Consider the following 14,021-nt stretch of genomic DNA (forward strand, 5'->3'; position numbering starts at 1 on the left):
ATTGCATAATAAGGCTTGCGGCGCTAATTTCACTCAGACATATGGCTGCTCGACAGAAACTGTCTTTGCGGCATCAATTGACAACGTTGCTAGTAAACTAAACCCAGTTAATGAAAAACTATTAACACATCAGCTAAAATGTGTTGTTAATGCAACGCTCACTTGACTGTTTCAATAAAAAATCGTTACTCATTATAAAAGAAAAGTCCTATAAACACGATACGCATTTACGAGTATCAGTGTTAAGGTGAAATTCATGTAGCAAAGGTATAATGTTGATATGGTCTCATCATACCCGAAACTAAAATTTATAGTAATAACAGATTTGCCAAACTTTAATTACTAGGTAAAGGATCAACTGATGAGTAATGATAATAGTAAGATGGATAATAATACACAAAGTAGCGCTAATAGCCCACAGCACGTGGCATCCAACCAAAATCCGATGAAAGCACTTAACCAGTATTTAAAGTCTGCCGCAGGCACACGCGAGGGAAGAGCGATACCACCACTGGAAAAATGGCACCCTGAACAAGTGGATGATATGGATTTGGTGATTAAAGCCAACGGTGAGTGGTGGCATGAAGGCGGACAAATGACCAGAGAGTCATTGGTGAGCTTATTTGCCACTATCTTATGGAAAGAAGAAAATAATGGCGTAGCAGAGTATTTTTTAAAGACACCCGTACAAAAACTTCGCATTCAGGTAGAAGATGCACCATTATTAATTAATGATGTCGGTATCGTCGATGAAGCTAATAATAGCTGGCTAGAATTTACCACAACGACTGGTGATGTGGTACGTTTAGATGACGCGCATCCAATTACTTTACGGGCTTATAGCCTTGATGGTACTACTGACGACCAATCTGACGTGCAAGTAAGACCTTATATGCCAGTCAGAAACGGTTTGACTGCATTGATTGGTCGTAATGTTTTTTATCATTTGACTGAAATCGGCGAACTGACAGAGCAAAAAGGTGAGACGATACTAACCTTGCAAAGTGGTGGTCGATCTTACGAGCTTTCTATGCCAACTGGCTAATTATTACTAAGTCTTATTTATTATTGCGATAAGCTGCCTTTCTATTTATATTAAGAGTAATATTCTACATTAAGAGTAGTATTCTACATTAAGAGTAGTATTCTACATTAAGAGTAGTATTCTACATTAAGAGTAGTATTCTACATTAAGAGTAAAGCTCTATATTAAGAGTAACATTTGAAAATTGCTATCAAAATGAAGGTATCGATATGAAGACAGCGGTAGCGTACCGATGAATATTGCTGCAACCAATCTATTAAACATGGTTGAGAGGTCATCTATTTCTGTTAAAAAGCGAGATTCTAAAAAATCTGTTATTGATACCGCTAAAAATGCCACTTCGGTTAGCCAAGCTATGATTAATCAAGAGCGCAACGCCCCGATTGGCTTATTTGATTCTGGTATAGGCGGTCTGTCTGTCTATCTGCATTTAGCCCAGCAACTGCCTGCCGAGCGTTATATTTATTATGCAGATACCTTGCATGTGCCGTATGGCAATCGTGATAGTGAAGATATCGAAGCCTTGACCCTGACAGCAGTAGAGTGGCTGTATCAGCAGGGCTGCAAGCTCATTGTGATTGCCTGCAACAGTGCTTCTGCCTATGCTTTAGAGACAGCTAGACGATGTTATCCGCAGTTGCCTATCGTCGGTTTGGTACCAGCGCTCAAGCCAGCAGTGTTGGCCAGTAAGAGCAAACACGTTGCTGTATTGGCTACCAAAGCAACTTTGAATGGCATGTTACTGAATGAAGTCATTACTGCTATTGCCAGTCCTAATCGCACACTAGTGACCAAATATTTCGATCCACAGTTGGTACCTTGGGTAGAGGCAGGTATGCCAGAGAATTGTGAGACTGCGAAGCGGTTACGGCAGCAGCTACAGATATTTGCACAAGATGGAGTGGATCAGTTGGTACTAGGCTGTACCCATTATCCATTTTTTAAAGCATTTTTGTTGGATGGGATTGCGCAGCAGCAACTATCGATACAAGTGGTGGATTCAGGACAAGCGATCGCTGAGCGGGTCAAGCAACTCTTGGTTGCAAACCAGTTGTCTGCCTTACTTGATAGTCGTGCGAAAAATGATGGTATAGAAGGTAGGGAGACGGGTAAAAAAAATCGACCTCCGTTGACTTTTTATGCGACCAAATATGATGATAAGTTGGTTATGCTAATACAGCGCTTACTGGGTAAAGAGACGTGCTTACAGTACTATACTCAGGGCGTGTCCTAAATTCAATTGATCATATATAAACGGAAGCAACCAGATGAGCCAAAATAGCTAAATCTTGCCAAATGGCGTTAAATAGCTGGTCAATAGATTGATATTATCTGTGCTGTTTTTCTTATCTTTATTACTGTTTTCAAAATGAAGATACGGCCTAGTAAGCGTTGACATTGATAGGCGAAGAAAAAACTGTTTATAACCATCTCGCTATATCTGTATTAGACAGCATAGACCTGATTATAAAATAAGCTGAGCGTACCTCCATAGGATTATGCTGGGCTGTGCAAGACATGATATTTGTGCTATTTTTACGTTCATATTTATTCCTGTCATCACCCAAGCGCAGAGGTTATTTTGCCAAACCGTCGTTATCACATTCATGTCATATGCGCTGACAACGATCAGTTGCTAATGCTGGACAGTTTGGCGGTTTTTTTTCAGGCGCGCGCATTTCTAACCTACGATGTTTCCAGCAAATTGCCAAAAGCCTCGTTGTATGGCCGCCAATGTATCGATGCGTGCGATTATGCGCTAATGGTCGTCGGGGATAGCTACGGCACAGTACAAAATACTGGTGTCAGTCAAATGCATTTAAGCTATTTGAATGCCAAAGCCAAACTCAAGCCCTTACTAATATTAGTCAAAAAGCATCACCAGGGTGCAGATATCAGTCGGCAGTTGCAAGAGTTTATCAACACAGTCACCCAGCAAGCCAAGCATGTTCATTATTATGATGCGGATACAGATATCGAGCAACTGCTTATCCAGGCCTACCATAATATGGTGATTCACTATAATGTAAAAGACGTGTGGTTAAAGGTCAGCGAAGAATCGATAAGATTAATCAAACAAGCTTCACCTGATTCGATAATCTCTCGGCCTCCTATGAATACGCCGCTGAAACAAAATAGCGGTGTTGTCGACGGAGGTGTTGCGGATAGTGTTAGCAAGCCGATTGTCTTAACAGATACTTTTTCTATTCAGTATAGCGCGCAAGCCTATGCTGGTGGCAACTTGACAGATGTCACTAGATCGATGACATTAAGTTGGCAGGAAGTATTGTGCACGCTGATGAAGATACCTGCGACTTTCTCAAGTTACGGTTTACAAAGTGCCATGAATCGTCTCATCGCCTCCAAGGCTGAGCATGACATCAAACAAGAGATGCCCAATGTACACGCCGTAGCACGCTGTCAAATCTCCCAAAAGGACCTGAACCATTTGCAACGCCAGCTGGTCGCGGCTAACTGGATACAGTTAACGACTTATGGTACGCGGGTCTCGCAAGAATTGTGGAAATTAACTTTCTATGCTCAAAACCTATTAAAAAATAAACAACCGGCCATTCGGACTCAGTGATGGTCATCATAAGCTTTAATCAATGGCATGGTAAGGATTGTCAACAGATTTCCTGTGCTTCCTACTACGTTTTGTAATACAAAGCATACGCGGTAACGGTTGTGAATTTAGCCAAGACTCTTGATAATAAAGCTCATTAACGTAAAAAATATTTTATGATATTGGTTATTGGAACAATAGTTACTGAGATAATAACTGAGATAAAAACGATTCAAATGATGTACTAGCCTATATAAACTTATCTACCGTAAAAACGACAAACATAAAAGCGCATAATAATATTGACTGATTAAGGAGCACTATCATGAGTAATGATAAACATGACGAGTTAAGAAAAGAGATTGATGGTTTAGAGAAAACCATGCACGATGCTGAACAGTATCACACACTAGAAGAGCAAGTGGCAGACATGAAGCGCCGTGGCATCGACCCTAGTAAAGCCTATAAAGATTGGGACAAAAAACAGGAAGACGAAGATTGGGGCGACGATACTTGGAAAGAAAATGGTAAATGGGAGCCGAAGACGCCTGCGGATTTGGATGATAAAGCCCGTGAAAATTGGGATGGTGATAATGGTAAACCCAATCCACCACCGATCGTATAAATAATTTTAGTAGATAATCGATATCTATAGATAGTCGATTGATCAAAAAAAAGCCACGCTAATCATATTAGCGTGGCTTTTTTTAATCCATAACAATTAGGTTTATCAGAAACTTAGCGCATGTTCTCATTTTAAAAATAGTAATAAAAATGAGGACATGCCGTCGTGCTATGAACCTTCGTCAACACGTACGAGCTTCACGCTACCATCAGCACTCGTCACGCGACGATAACGCGTATTGCCAGAACTCGATGGTTGAACCGATGACTGAGGTGAGTAAGTGTTGGGAGTGCTCGTCTGTCGTTGAATCAACTGTCCCATGCGATCAGCAGAGGCAGGCTGTAAAGGCTGACTGTTCGCTGGTTGACCATATTGATTGCCATATTGTGTACTTCTTGGAGCCGCTTTTCCTGCATTTCCAATGATTGAACGGTAAAATTTCTGTCCTGCGCGTCCATCAGCGGGGAAGATGCCCTTACTGGTTTGGTACTGCTGAATCGCAGTGCGAGTATTGTCTCCAATAATGCCATCGACTTCACCAATATCATAACCAGCATTTAACAGCGCTTGCTGAATGTCTTTTGCTTGCTGGCGACTGATACCCGGATCGTCGGTAGGCCAAGCAGTGACGAAGTCAGTTTTGCTGCTGTCTTCTTTAGTGATTAGGTCTGATAAATGTGCGATGGCTAAAGCGTAATTCTCTGACGCATTGTACGAATAAAACGTATCGAAGTTTTTACCCACTAAGAAAGCAGGACCTTCAGCGCCTGCAGGTAATAGTAATCCTGCACTATTCAAATCGTAGGGCAGTGGACTGCCATTGGCGAGCGTTAGACCTTGATCGCGCCAGTGGCTGATAGACTTTTTGTTCTTTCGGTCAGACGCGGCCCAATAACCACTGGGCAATTTGACTTCATAACCCCACGGCTCGCCAGTACGATAACCACGATTGTCCAAGAAGTTAGCGGTAGAGGCTAGCGCATCAGGGACACTATTAACTAAGTCGCGACGACCATCGCCATCAAAATCAACGGCCAATTCTAAAAAAGTGCTCGGCATAAACTGCGTTTGCCCAAAAGCACCTGCCCATGAGCCAGTCATATCACTTGGCGCGATATCACCATTTTGGACGATTTTTAGCGCATTGGCATATTCACCTTGGAAGTAGCTCTGACGACGGTCAAAACAAGACAGCGTCGCTAACGATTCAAACAACGGCTTTTTGCCCAATGTCTGACCGAAGTTTGACTCAACACCCCAGACGCCTAGCACATGCTCGGCTTTGACCCCGTAGCGTGATTCGATTTTACGCAAAGTATCTGCCCACTGGCGCTTAGCACGAATACCGTCTTCTACGCGCTCGCTATCGACCAGCGATGAGAGGTAATCCCAAACGTCTTTTTGAAACTCTGGTTGATAGTTCAACGATTGAATGACGCTAGGATCAGGCTGGCTCGGGCGATAGTTGTTAAAGGTATAACCATCAACTCCGCTAAACTTGCTAGAGTTTTTTAATCCATCTAGACATTGTTGTAGCTCGGCATTAGACAAGTTTGGTGCTTCTGGTCGGGCGGCTTGGGCAGTGCTAGCAAAACTCAGACCAACAGCAAGGCTAAGTAGCGATAAAGTAGAAACTGGAGTCAAACGCATGAAAATATCCTATAAACGTCAAAGTGGTCATTAAGAAAGGATGCAGAACTGGTTAAGGCAGTATGGACTTAGAGTAACCAATCTAAATAGTAAAGAAAAGGTATCGAAGCACTCAGTTACTATAAATGGACGTTGGCGTGAGGTTGGGATAGGGTTTTGGGTAAGTTGAGGCTTTTTTCCCAAAACAATAGCATTCCTTACTTGTCTTTTAAGTTGTTATACTGATAGGTAAGAATTACCACAGAAATTGATAAAATACCTAAATATTTACTACCTATAAAAATAAGGTAAACAATGAAAGTCAAACACTTACACCTACAAAACTATGGTCGCTTTGAAGACTTAAAAATAGACTTTGCGCCAACTTCTGAAAAGGCGGGTAATGTCACTGTTATCGTGGGTAATAATGGCGCGGGTAAGTCGCAAATTTTGCAGTCACTAGCGACGAGTTTGAGTTGGTTTGTAGGTTCTTTAAAAACGGGTGAAACCATCGGGTCTAAAATAGATCTGCACTCAATAAAAAACGAAAAAAACGAAGCTTCAATAAAAGTGATAATGGATTGTGCAAAAGATAACGAACATGATAATTCTAAATCTCAGTTATCTTGCGTCCAATGGCAATTGTCTGAAGTAAGAGATGGTAGGGTTCGACAACTTGGTAACAACTTCTCTCAACTAAATGCTTTAGCAAAGAGATATAGAAATAAATTAACTCATGTAGAAAAATTATCACTGCCTTTAGTAGTCTTTTACCCAGTCGAAAGAACTATATTACAACATGTTGAAGCTGATATTGTGTCTCATGGTTATGACCAACTTAAAGGATATTATGAATCTTTAGATGGTGCTAGTATAGATTTTTCTAATTTTATTAGCTGGTTTAGGAATGCTGAAGATATTGAAAATGAAGTTAATGTTAGTAGAAATCTAAATACAATTCAGCACCTAAACGCTTCTAGTGAAGAAAGAAGAAGTCAGCTTGAGAGTGAAATCTCTCAAATTAAAAAATCTATCGAGCTAGAAATAGATATAAATGAAAGAGTTAAATTATCAGAGAGTGTAGTTCACAAGTATGAAGAAATCATTAATACAATCAATCTGGAGTCTCAAAATATAACTCTAGCTCTTAATTTACATACCCAAAACTTATCCTTTATATCTGCTAAAGATGCAATAAAGTATTTCACTGACTTTAAAAACATTCGAATTCGCCGTCAAGGCACACCTACTATGATAGTAGAAAAAGACGGTGAAGAGTTAGACGTCAACCAACTTTCACAAGGTGAAAAATCCTTATTTGCCTTAGTCGGTGATATTGCACGCCGTCTGGCTTTTCTGAATCCTGGCCTTGATAATCCGCTAGAAGGTGAAGGCGTGGTTATGATTGATGAAGTGGATTTGCATCTTCATCCAAAGTGGCAGCATGACTTAATTGATAAATTCGTCAAAACTTTCCCCAATGTGCAATTTATTTTAACTACACATTCGCCACATGTTATCAGTGATCGGCCTGATATTTTGGTTTATTCTCTTGATGATGGTGAGCTAACTCAAGTACCAAATATTTATGGTGAAGATGTCAATACGGTTCTAACTAAAGTATTTGATGTGCCAATTAGAGATCCAGAAGCACAAGCAGACTTCGATAATGTTGCAGAACTTATTTATCAGAAAAATTTTGAGAGTGCAGAGAATTACATTATAAAATTAGAAAAACAGATGCCAGAGAATTTAGAATTACTGCGCTGTCGATTGCATCTCACTCAAGCCCAACTTGCAGCAAAAAAAGAGGGCTAGAAAGTTATGCAGAAGATTAATAAAACAGGCTCTATGCCCGATATAACTGCTAAGTGGATTAAGAAACATAATACGCTCAATTGGAACGATTTACCTTTCAATGAAAAAGAGATTTTAAGAGAGCATTTACATACTGAGCAGCATGGACTGTGCTGTTACTGTTGCAAAAAAATATCTACCAAAAGCGCGAGCGTAGAACATTTGCAAGATAAGCATCAACATCGAAAACTCCAGTTTAGTTATGATAACTTACTGTTAAGCTGTGTTTCGAACAAGCATTGCAACATAGCAAAGCAAAGTAAGGAGATAAAAGTTCATCCGCTGCATACTGACTGTGACGATAGCGTTAAAATGAATCCCTTATCCGCTCAGTTGTTCGGTGATAAACATAAAAAAGATGCCGATGAATCAATAGATATATTAAAATTAAACCATAATGAGTTGATTAATCACCGAGCTGATTTAATTAAGTTGGTTCAAACATATCTACCATTATTTAATGTGTGTGATGATATCTATCAATTGCAAGAAAATAGCACTTTCAAAGATAGTTTTCTAGCATTGGTTAAAGATTTCCCACAGTATAGGGAACTTGAGTATATCGTGAATAAATTGGCATAATACTGCCATTTGAAACCGATGCTTGCTGCCTTTTATGTAGCAAGCATCGCTGATTCTTATAGTTAACCAAACCCAACTACTCCCCCAAAACCCCATCCAACTCATTAATAAAGTTATGAATGCGCTCAGAATTTTTGCCCAAATCACTACCGCCAACCCGTGATTTACTGCGAATATCAAGCAAACGCTCATTGCCGTTATCCGTCACACGTACGACAACGTCGTCTTTAAAGCCGAACCACATCGTACTATCTGTCGCTTCGACAATGCCTTTATCCACATCACTATTTACCAAATCCCAGCCTAAATTATTGACGGCTTGTTCGGTCGCCTTGACCAATTCAGATTGTGATTGCGCATAGCTCAAGGTTTTCAGATCCGGATAGGCGTCACGCTGTTGTTTTGCAGTTGCTTCACCTGCGTACTCAACGGGATTTGGCGCATCAGCGCGTAGTGGGGCAATGGCATCAAACTTAGGTGGATTGATCAAGTCGGTCGATATATCGTGAATATGCGGTACACTTTTGCCTTTATTCATCATGCTAAGCGGCATAGCTATGGCAATAGCCGACAGTAGCAGCGCTATTACCGTGCTACCAAGCGTCACTGTTTTGCGTTTAAATATCATTTGTAAAACGAGCAAGATAAGGGCGGCGATGCCAGCAAACACACCGAATTTAAATCCTGTAAAGGCGGTACCCAAATCGACGATGCCATATTTATAAAGCGGACCGGGTAACGCCACCAATAAAAAAGCGATTAAGCTTACGAGACTAACTAGAACTTTCATTAGGTTTCTCCGTTATGATTTAATCGTCGCTTAATCACTATCGAATCACTGCGATAATTAAGCTTATGTTTAATTCAACAGCCAAATATGCTCAGTGACTTTTAGCTCAGGTGCGGAGCCAATAGTAGCAGGTTCATTTATCAGTTCGTTAATTTGATAGTGCTCGCCATAGTATTGCTGTATTTGTTCGCTACTGATGGAGAAGGGCGGTCCATTCTTTTTATTTTGATCATAATTGAGCGTGATTAATAATTGCGGTGCAAATTTTTTATCAGCAGTATCGCTAAGCTGTCGCACTTGCTCGCTATATTTCACACGCATATTGGCTGGTAAGGCAATCAATGCCGCTTTATCGTATACCGCATCGACAAAGCCAATATCCTCAGCCGATAGCGCAAAAATATCAGCAACCCATAGCGTGATGGTTCGTCCTGCCAGCTGACCTTGATAGGATTTAATGATTGGATTATCCGCATGTTGATATACAGTAGGCACGATATTTTGCTCAGCAAAGAACTCTTGCACGGCTGTCTCAACCAATTCAACGCCAACGACATTATAGCCCTGCGCTGTTAGCCATGCCATATCGATCGACTTACCACATAAAGGCACAAATACTCGACCACCAGCGGGCACGTTCAAATGGTTAAAGTACTTCGTTAATAACGGATTAACTTCAGACTGATTAAAACCAATGCGTTTCTCTTGCCAGCGCGTTTGCCAAAATTCAGGGTTCATACGTTCGCCTTTATTGGTTAAGGTTTATATTATTAGTTATTTTTATAATAATCTTTTGGGTGATGATGCTAAAGGTATTAAAAAGCCAAACACTTATATAATAAGCATTTGGCTATGATTAAAATTTGCTCTAAAAACTATGCTTTTTCAGCAGTTTCTTATTCAACGTTTTGCTTAGCTCACCATGTATTTACTGAACTCTTTACGCAATTTGGCAAGCTTTGGCGGTATGGCGAAGTTGCAATAAGCCTGTCCCGGATTTCTATTAAAGAAGTCTTGATGTGTCTCTTCTGCTTGATAAAACTCAACAGCAGGATGTATTTCTGTGACCACATTGACACCCATATCACGCAATTTATTAATGGTACGGTCGACGGTTGGTTTTTGATCTTCTTCGGTGTAAAACACGACACTGCGATATTGGCTACCGACATCATTGCCTTGACGATCCATCGTGGTGGGATCATGAGTGGCAAAGAAAACATCTAGGATGACTTCTAGCGGGACGATAGAGTCATCGAACTCAACCTTGATGACTTCAACGTGTCCTGTCGTACCACTACAGACTGCCTCATAGTTGGCAGATACCGCGTCACCGCCCATGTAGCCTGACACGACAGATTGCACGCCTTTTACAGATAAAAATACTGATTCGGTGCACCAAAAACAGCCACCGCCTAATATAATGGTTTGCATAATTTTTCCTATTATTATAGATGTTGTTATAGAGATGGGCTAAGGTCTTTATTTGGATGCAATATTGTCATTTTTCAATGACCTATTACTTTGAAGAATTTATTACCCTTAGCGCTACCTAATCAGCTTAGCAGGGCATCTGACCGCGATAAGTAACAAACAGTAATGTTATAATGGGCTTTTGCTACGTTGAGCAGCTTCCAACTAAATTATGACAAGTAAGACTATCAATTGTTTCCTACTTTAAGTTCTATTATCCAAAAACGAGTCGCACCATGAGCCAATCCAAGTCTGCTATCAAACATGACACCCTATTTGACAAACCGTTCACCACGCCACTCGACAAAGCAGCGCGCTTTTCTTTCGATGAGCAAGTGGTGGCTTGTTTCCCTGATATGATTCGTCGCAGTGTGCCTGGTTATGGTCAAGTGCTCGCGATGCTACCTATCTTTGCTCGTCGTCATTGTAAATATCGCCAGCAGGATGATAATGGTCAGCGTGTCAGTCGCATTTATGATTTGGGCTGCTCACTTGGTGCCGCAAGTATGACCTTGGCAGGCGAGTTTGAGCCGCAAGACTTGCAGATTAAGGCGATTGATATCTCACCGGCGATGACGACAGAGGCGACCACGCTGCTAAGTGAGAACTATCCTGAGCACGATATCGAAGTGATTACTGCTGATATTCGTGACGTGACGCTTGAGCCATGCGATATGGTGATTTTGAATTTAACGCTACAGTTTTTGCCAGCGGCCGATAGAGTCGCGGTACTAGAAAAGATTTATGCGGCATTAAGTGAAGGCGGTATATTGGTACTGACTGAAAAAACGCACGCCTTTGATGAGCAATATGATGCATGGTTGGTTGAGCGTTATTACGACTTTAAACGTGCCAATGGCTATACCGAGATGGAAATTAGCGGCAAGCGTAATGCGCTAGAAAACGTCCTTATTACTGATACCTTAGATGAGCATCATGCACGGTTGAGTGATGTTGGTTTTAAGCGTCATCTGACATGGTTTCAGTTTTTGAACTTTGTCTCTATTGTGGCGTTTAAGTAGAATTCATTCTGGGAGCTAACAAGGCACTAATATGATTCCATCTATAACTGAACAAAATATTCATCAAGTGTTAACACAAAAAATGAGCATACAATCATTTGAGCAATGGTTATATGAAGATGATGTATTAGAGTCTAGCAACCCTGCTTTGTATCTTGAACTGATTTCATTTGATTATAGTTCTGAAGATAATTTTTATTACCGTTTTTATGATAATTTTGCGAAATACGTCCATTTTTATAAATTTGAAGCAGGCCGAATAACAGAATATCTACACTCAATTATCAATAAAGATGAAAGTTGTGGTAATGCGATTTGGGTGATGTACGAGTTATATTGTGACGGTTATGGGTTTCTCGGCAAGCTAGGAATTATATATGGGCTCTGCCTAGTAGACTACGAAACTTTGGAATCAAACCATAATATAGATAATATCTTAGATAAGTTATATCCCGAGATTATTGATGATGCTAAAAATGTCTTAAATTGGTTAGAAGAGGGTAAAATTGTTTTCAAGAGTCAGGACAATGGCTATGGTGTTTTTGAATATGAAGACTTTCGTAGTGAAGCGGAAATTCTACAAGGACATGCGTAGTTCACAAGAACTTATATATCAAAACTTATCTTTCTTTGTTCTAACTTCTTTTAATTTTATTCATTTAAATAACAATTAATACGGTAATCTGCTTTTATGCTCAACGACACTATCATCAATGCTGAACGCGAACTATATTTAACTTTATTAAGGCTCGCTCAAACGCATCCAAATGCTTATGAGTGGCTGTCACAATTACCCATTTGGTTAAATGACATAAAGGATAAAGCCAATTATGCGCACGCGCCTGCTTACCAAGCGTCAGTCGCTCGTTTGCCAAATCTAAACGTCAACAACGTTGATCTAAACAGCGATACATTGACTATTGATGCCAGTCTCAATGAGTCTCAGCGTAAGCAAGCAATGGCACTACTAAAGCAATTGATGCCGTGGCGTAAAGGGCCTTTTCAGATTGGCAGTCAAATTGGCAGTCAGATCGGTAATGATGAATCAGCGATAAAAATTGATACCGAATGGCACAGTGATTGGAAGTGGCAACGAGTGGCGCCGCATTTGGGTAAGCTAGAAGGCCGTCGCGTATTAGACGTGGGCGGTGGTTCTGGTTACCATGGTTGGCGTATGGCAGGGGCTGGCGCTGAAACAGTGATTATCGTTGATCCGTCATGCTTGTTTTATCATCAGTTTATGGCGATTCGGCACTTTGTGGGTAATGCCGATAATTATAGGACGCACTATATTCCCGTACCGCTTGAAGCCTTACCTGCGCACAGCCAATTGTTTGATACCGTATTTAGCATGGGCGTGCTTTATCATCGTCAGTCACCGTTTGAGCATTTACAGCAGCTACGTGGTCAGCTCGTCAAAGGCGGTGAGTTGGTACTTGAGACGTTGGTCATCGAAGGCGATGCCAATACCGTACTCGTACCGCACGACCGCTATGCGCAGATGAATAACGTGTATTTCTTACCGTCAGTGGCAGCACTAATTGGCTGGTTAGAAAAAGTAGGATTCTCAGACGTACGCTGCGTGGATGTGGCAGTGACATCGACGAAAGAGCAGCGTAAAACGGAGTGGATGACCTATCATTCGCTAGCAGACTTCTTAGATCCCAATGATTCGACTAAGACCATGGAAGGGTATCCAGCACCAATGCGCGCGACCTTGATTGCCAAGAGGTAGAGCGCTATTAGTATCTTCCATGAATAAATAGACTTCTTGCACAAGTCATTACTAACCCTAGTGACAAGCTAGGTGTTTATGACCCGTCATTGGAAGGTGAAAATATACCCGAATTAAATGAGCCACTTCTTAAAAGCGACTTCTAATAATATCTTGAGTAAAAATCCTACAAAGCCCGCACCCAGCGCCAAGAAAATCCAAAAAGTACCTGCTCGCCCAGCTTCAGATTTTTTAGAGATATCCCAAACAATAAAGAATAAAAACGCAATGAATATAGGTAATAATACGTATAGTCCCCAACTGGTGACGGTACTGGCGGCAATGGCAAACATGGCATAATCCTATAAAGTGGTAACATACCGTCTATTTAACGCTATCATTCTATGGTTTCTTTGATAGAAATCGCCCTAAGAAAAGCGTATCACCCTCAAATAATGAGCAGTAATAAATAAAACAATAAATGAAAATTAAATAGAAGGGAAAAATACAAAGCATCATTATAACGCGGAAGCAAGTGGGTATAAACTGATGCTAATGAGTCGACAACAGTAACGCTACAATTAGCAGGGCTAACTGTTCATGGCCCATCTTAAATTTCAGCCTATTTATACCGTCTCTTTGGGATTTATAATGAACGATAGCATAGGTAGGCCTTTTAACTGCATAAATTACTCGCGTTAACTATTATAACCGTAAG

General features: G+C 40.7%; 14 protein-coding genes. 9 read left to right on the forward strand and 5 right to left on the reverse strand.

Features of this window, described 5'->3' with window-relative positions:
* Positions 1 to 361 precede the first annotated feature (361 nt).
* The 4 genes from ACTQ9T_RS00060 (at position 362) to ACTQ9T_RS00075 (ending at position 4,236) form a co-directional block, all read left to right on the forward strand.
* On the forward strand, positions 362 to 1,045 hold the full coding sequence (locus ACTQ9T_RS00060; RefSeq protein WP_440463705.1) for a DUF1285 domain-containing protein: 684 nt from the start codon (positions 362 to 364) through the stop codon (positions 1,043 to 1,045).
* Positions 1,046 to 1,277: 232 nt separating this feature from the next.
* Positions 1,278 to 2,279: a glutamate racemase gene (murI, locus tag ACTQ9T_RS00065; RefSeq protein ID WP_194621100.1), complete on the forward strand. Its 1,002-nt coding sequence runs from the start codon at positions 1,278 to 1,280 to the stop codon at positions 2,277 to 2,279.
* A gap of 348 nt (positions 2,280 to 2,627) precedes the next feature.
* The gene (locus ACTQ9T_RS00070) at positions 2,628 to 3,632 is read left to right on the forward strand and encodes a DUF4062 domain-containing protein (protein WP_194621099.1); all 1,005 of its coding nucleotides are present in this window, start codon (positions 2,628 to 2,630) and stop codon (positions 3,630 to 3,632) included.
* 304 nt (positions 3,633 to 3,936) lie between these two features.
* Positions 3,937 to 4,236 (forward strand): hypothetical protein, encoded by a 300-nt coding sequence (locus ACTQ9T_RS00075; RefSeq protein ID WP_010197759.1) that lies wholly within the window; start codon positions 3,937 to 3,939, stop codon positions 4,234 to 4,236.
* Between the two features lie 168 nt (positions 4,237 to 4,404).
* On the opposite strand, the gene ACTQ9T_RS00080 is transcribed toward ACTQ9T_RS00075, so the two are convergent.
* Complete coding sequence (locus ACTQ9T_RS00080; RefSeq protein WP_440463706.1) at positions 4,405 to 5,886, reverse strand: lytic murein transglycosylase; 1,482 nt, start codon at positions 5,884 to 5,886, stop codon at positions 4,405 to 4,407.
* Between the two features lie 294 nt (positions 5,887 to 6,180).
* Between ACTQ9T_RS00080 and ACTQ9T_RS00085 the strand changes: the two genes are divergently transcribed.
* Positions 6,181 to 7,683 carry an AAA family ATPase gene (locus ACTQ9T_RS00085; RefSeq protein WP_440463707.1) on the forward strand — a complete coding sequence of 501 codons (1,503 nt, stop codon included), beginning with the start codon at positions 6,181 to 6,183 and terminating at the stop codon, positions 7,681 to 7,683.
* A 6-nt stretch (positions 7,684 to 7,689) separates the two neighbouring features.
* Positions 7,690 to 8,304 (forward strand): retron system putative HNH endonuclease, encoded by a 615-nt coding sequence (locus tag ACTQ9T_RS00090; protein ID WP_413191212.1) that lies wholly within the window; start codon positions 7,690 to 7,692, stop codon positions 8,302 to 8,304.
* A 76-nt stretch (positions 8,305 to 8,380) separates the two neighbouring features.
* On the opposite strand, the gene ACTQ9T_RS00095 is transcribed toward ACTQ9T_RS00090, so the two are convergent.
* From ACTQ9T_RS00095 to msrA, 3 genes are all read right to left on the reverse strand, one after another.
* Positions 8,381 to 9,094: a DUF1499 domain-containing protein gene (locus ACTQ9T_RS00095; RefSeq protein WP_440463708.1), complete on the reverse strand. Its 714-nt coding sequence runs from the start codon at positions 9,092 to 9,094 to the stop codon at positions 8,381 to 8,383.
* A gap of 69 nt (positions 9,095 to 9,163) precedes the next feature.
* Positions 9,164 to 9,832 carry a thiopurine S-methyltransferase gene (gene tmpT, locus ACTQ9T_RS00100; protein WP_440463709.1) on the reverse strand — a complete coding sequence of 223 codons (669 nt, stop codon included), beginning with the start codon at positions 9,830 to 9,832 and terminating at the stop codon, positions 9,164 to 9,166.
* 174 nt (positions 9,833 to 10,006) lie between these two features.
* Positions 10,007 to 10,528: a peptide-methionine (S)-S-oxide reductase MsrA gene (gene msrA, locus ACTQ9T_RS00105; protein ID WP_189586668.1), complete on the reverse strand. Its 522-nt coding sequence runs from the start codon at positions 10,526 to 10,528 to the stop codon at positions 10,007 to 10,009.
* Between the two features lie 275 nt (positions 10,529 to 10,803).
* Between msrA and cmoA the strand changes: the two genes are divergently transcribed.
* The 3 genes from cmoA (at position 10,804) to cmoB (ending at position 13,324) form a co-directional block, all read left to right on the forward strand.
* Entirely contained in the window at positions 10,804 to 11,589 is a 786-nt protein-coding gene (gene cmoA, locus ACTQ9T_RS00110; protein WP_440463710.1) for a carboxy-S-adenosyl-L-methionine synthase CmoA, read from the forward strand.
* Positions 11,590 to 11,620: 31 nt separating this feature from the next.
* Positions 11,621 to 12,184, forward strand: a complete 564-nt coding sequence (locus ACTQ9T_RS00115; RefSeq protein ID WP_440463711.1) for a hypothetical protein — start codon at positions 11,621 to 11,623, stop codon at positions 12,182 to 12,184.
* Between the two features lie 96 nt (positions 12,185 to 12,280).
* Positions 12,281 to 13,324, forward strand: coding sequence for a tRNA 5-methoxyuridine(34)/uridine 5-oxyacetic acid(34) synthase CmoB (gene cmoB, locus ACTQ9T_RS00120; RefSeq protein WP_440463712.1), 1,044 nt, complete (start codon positions 12,281 to 12,283; stop codon positions 13,322 to 13,324).
* Between the two features lie 113 nt (positions 13,325 to 13,437).
* Here the strand turns inward: cmoB and ACTQ9T_RS00125 are convergent, their stop codons facing one another.
* Entirely contained in the window at positions 13,438 to 13,656 is a 219-nt protein-coding gene (locus ACTQ9T_RS00125) for a DUF2788 domain-containing protein (protein ID WP_010200696.1), read from the reverse strand.
* Positions 13,657 to 14,021: the final 365 nt, after the last annotated feature.

The organism is Psychrobacter sp. ASPA161_6 (genome assembly GCF_051970285.1).
Classification (GTDB): Bacteria; Pseudomonadota; Gammaproteobacteria; order Pseudomonadales; family Moraxellaceae; genus Psychrobacter; species Psychrobacter glaciei.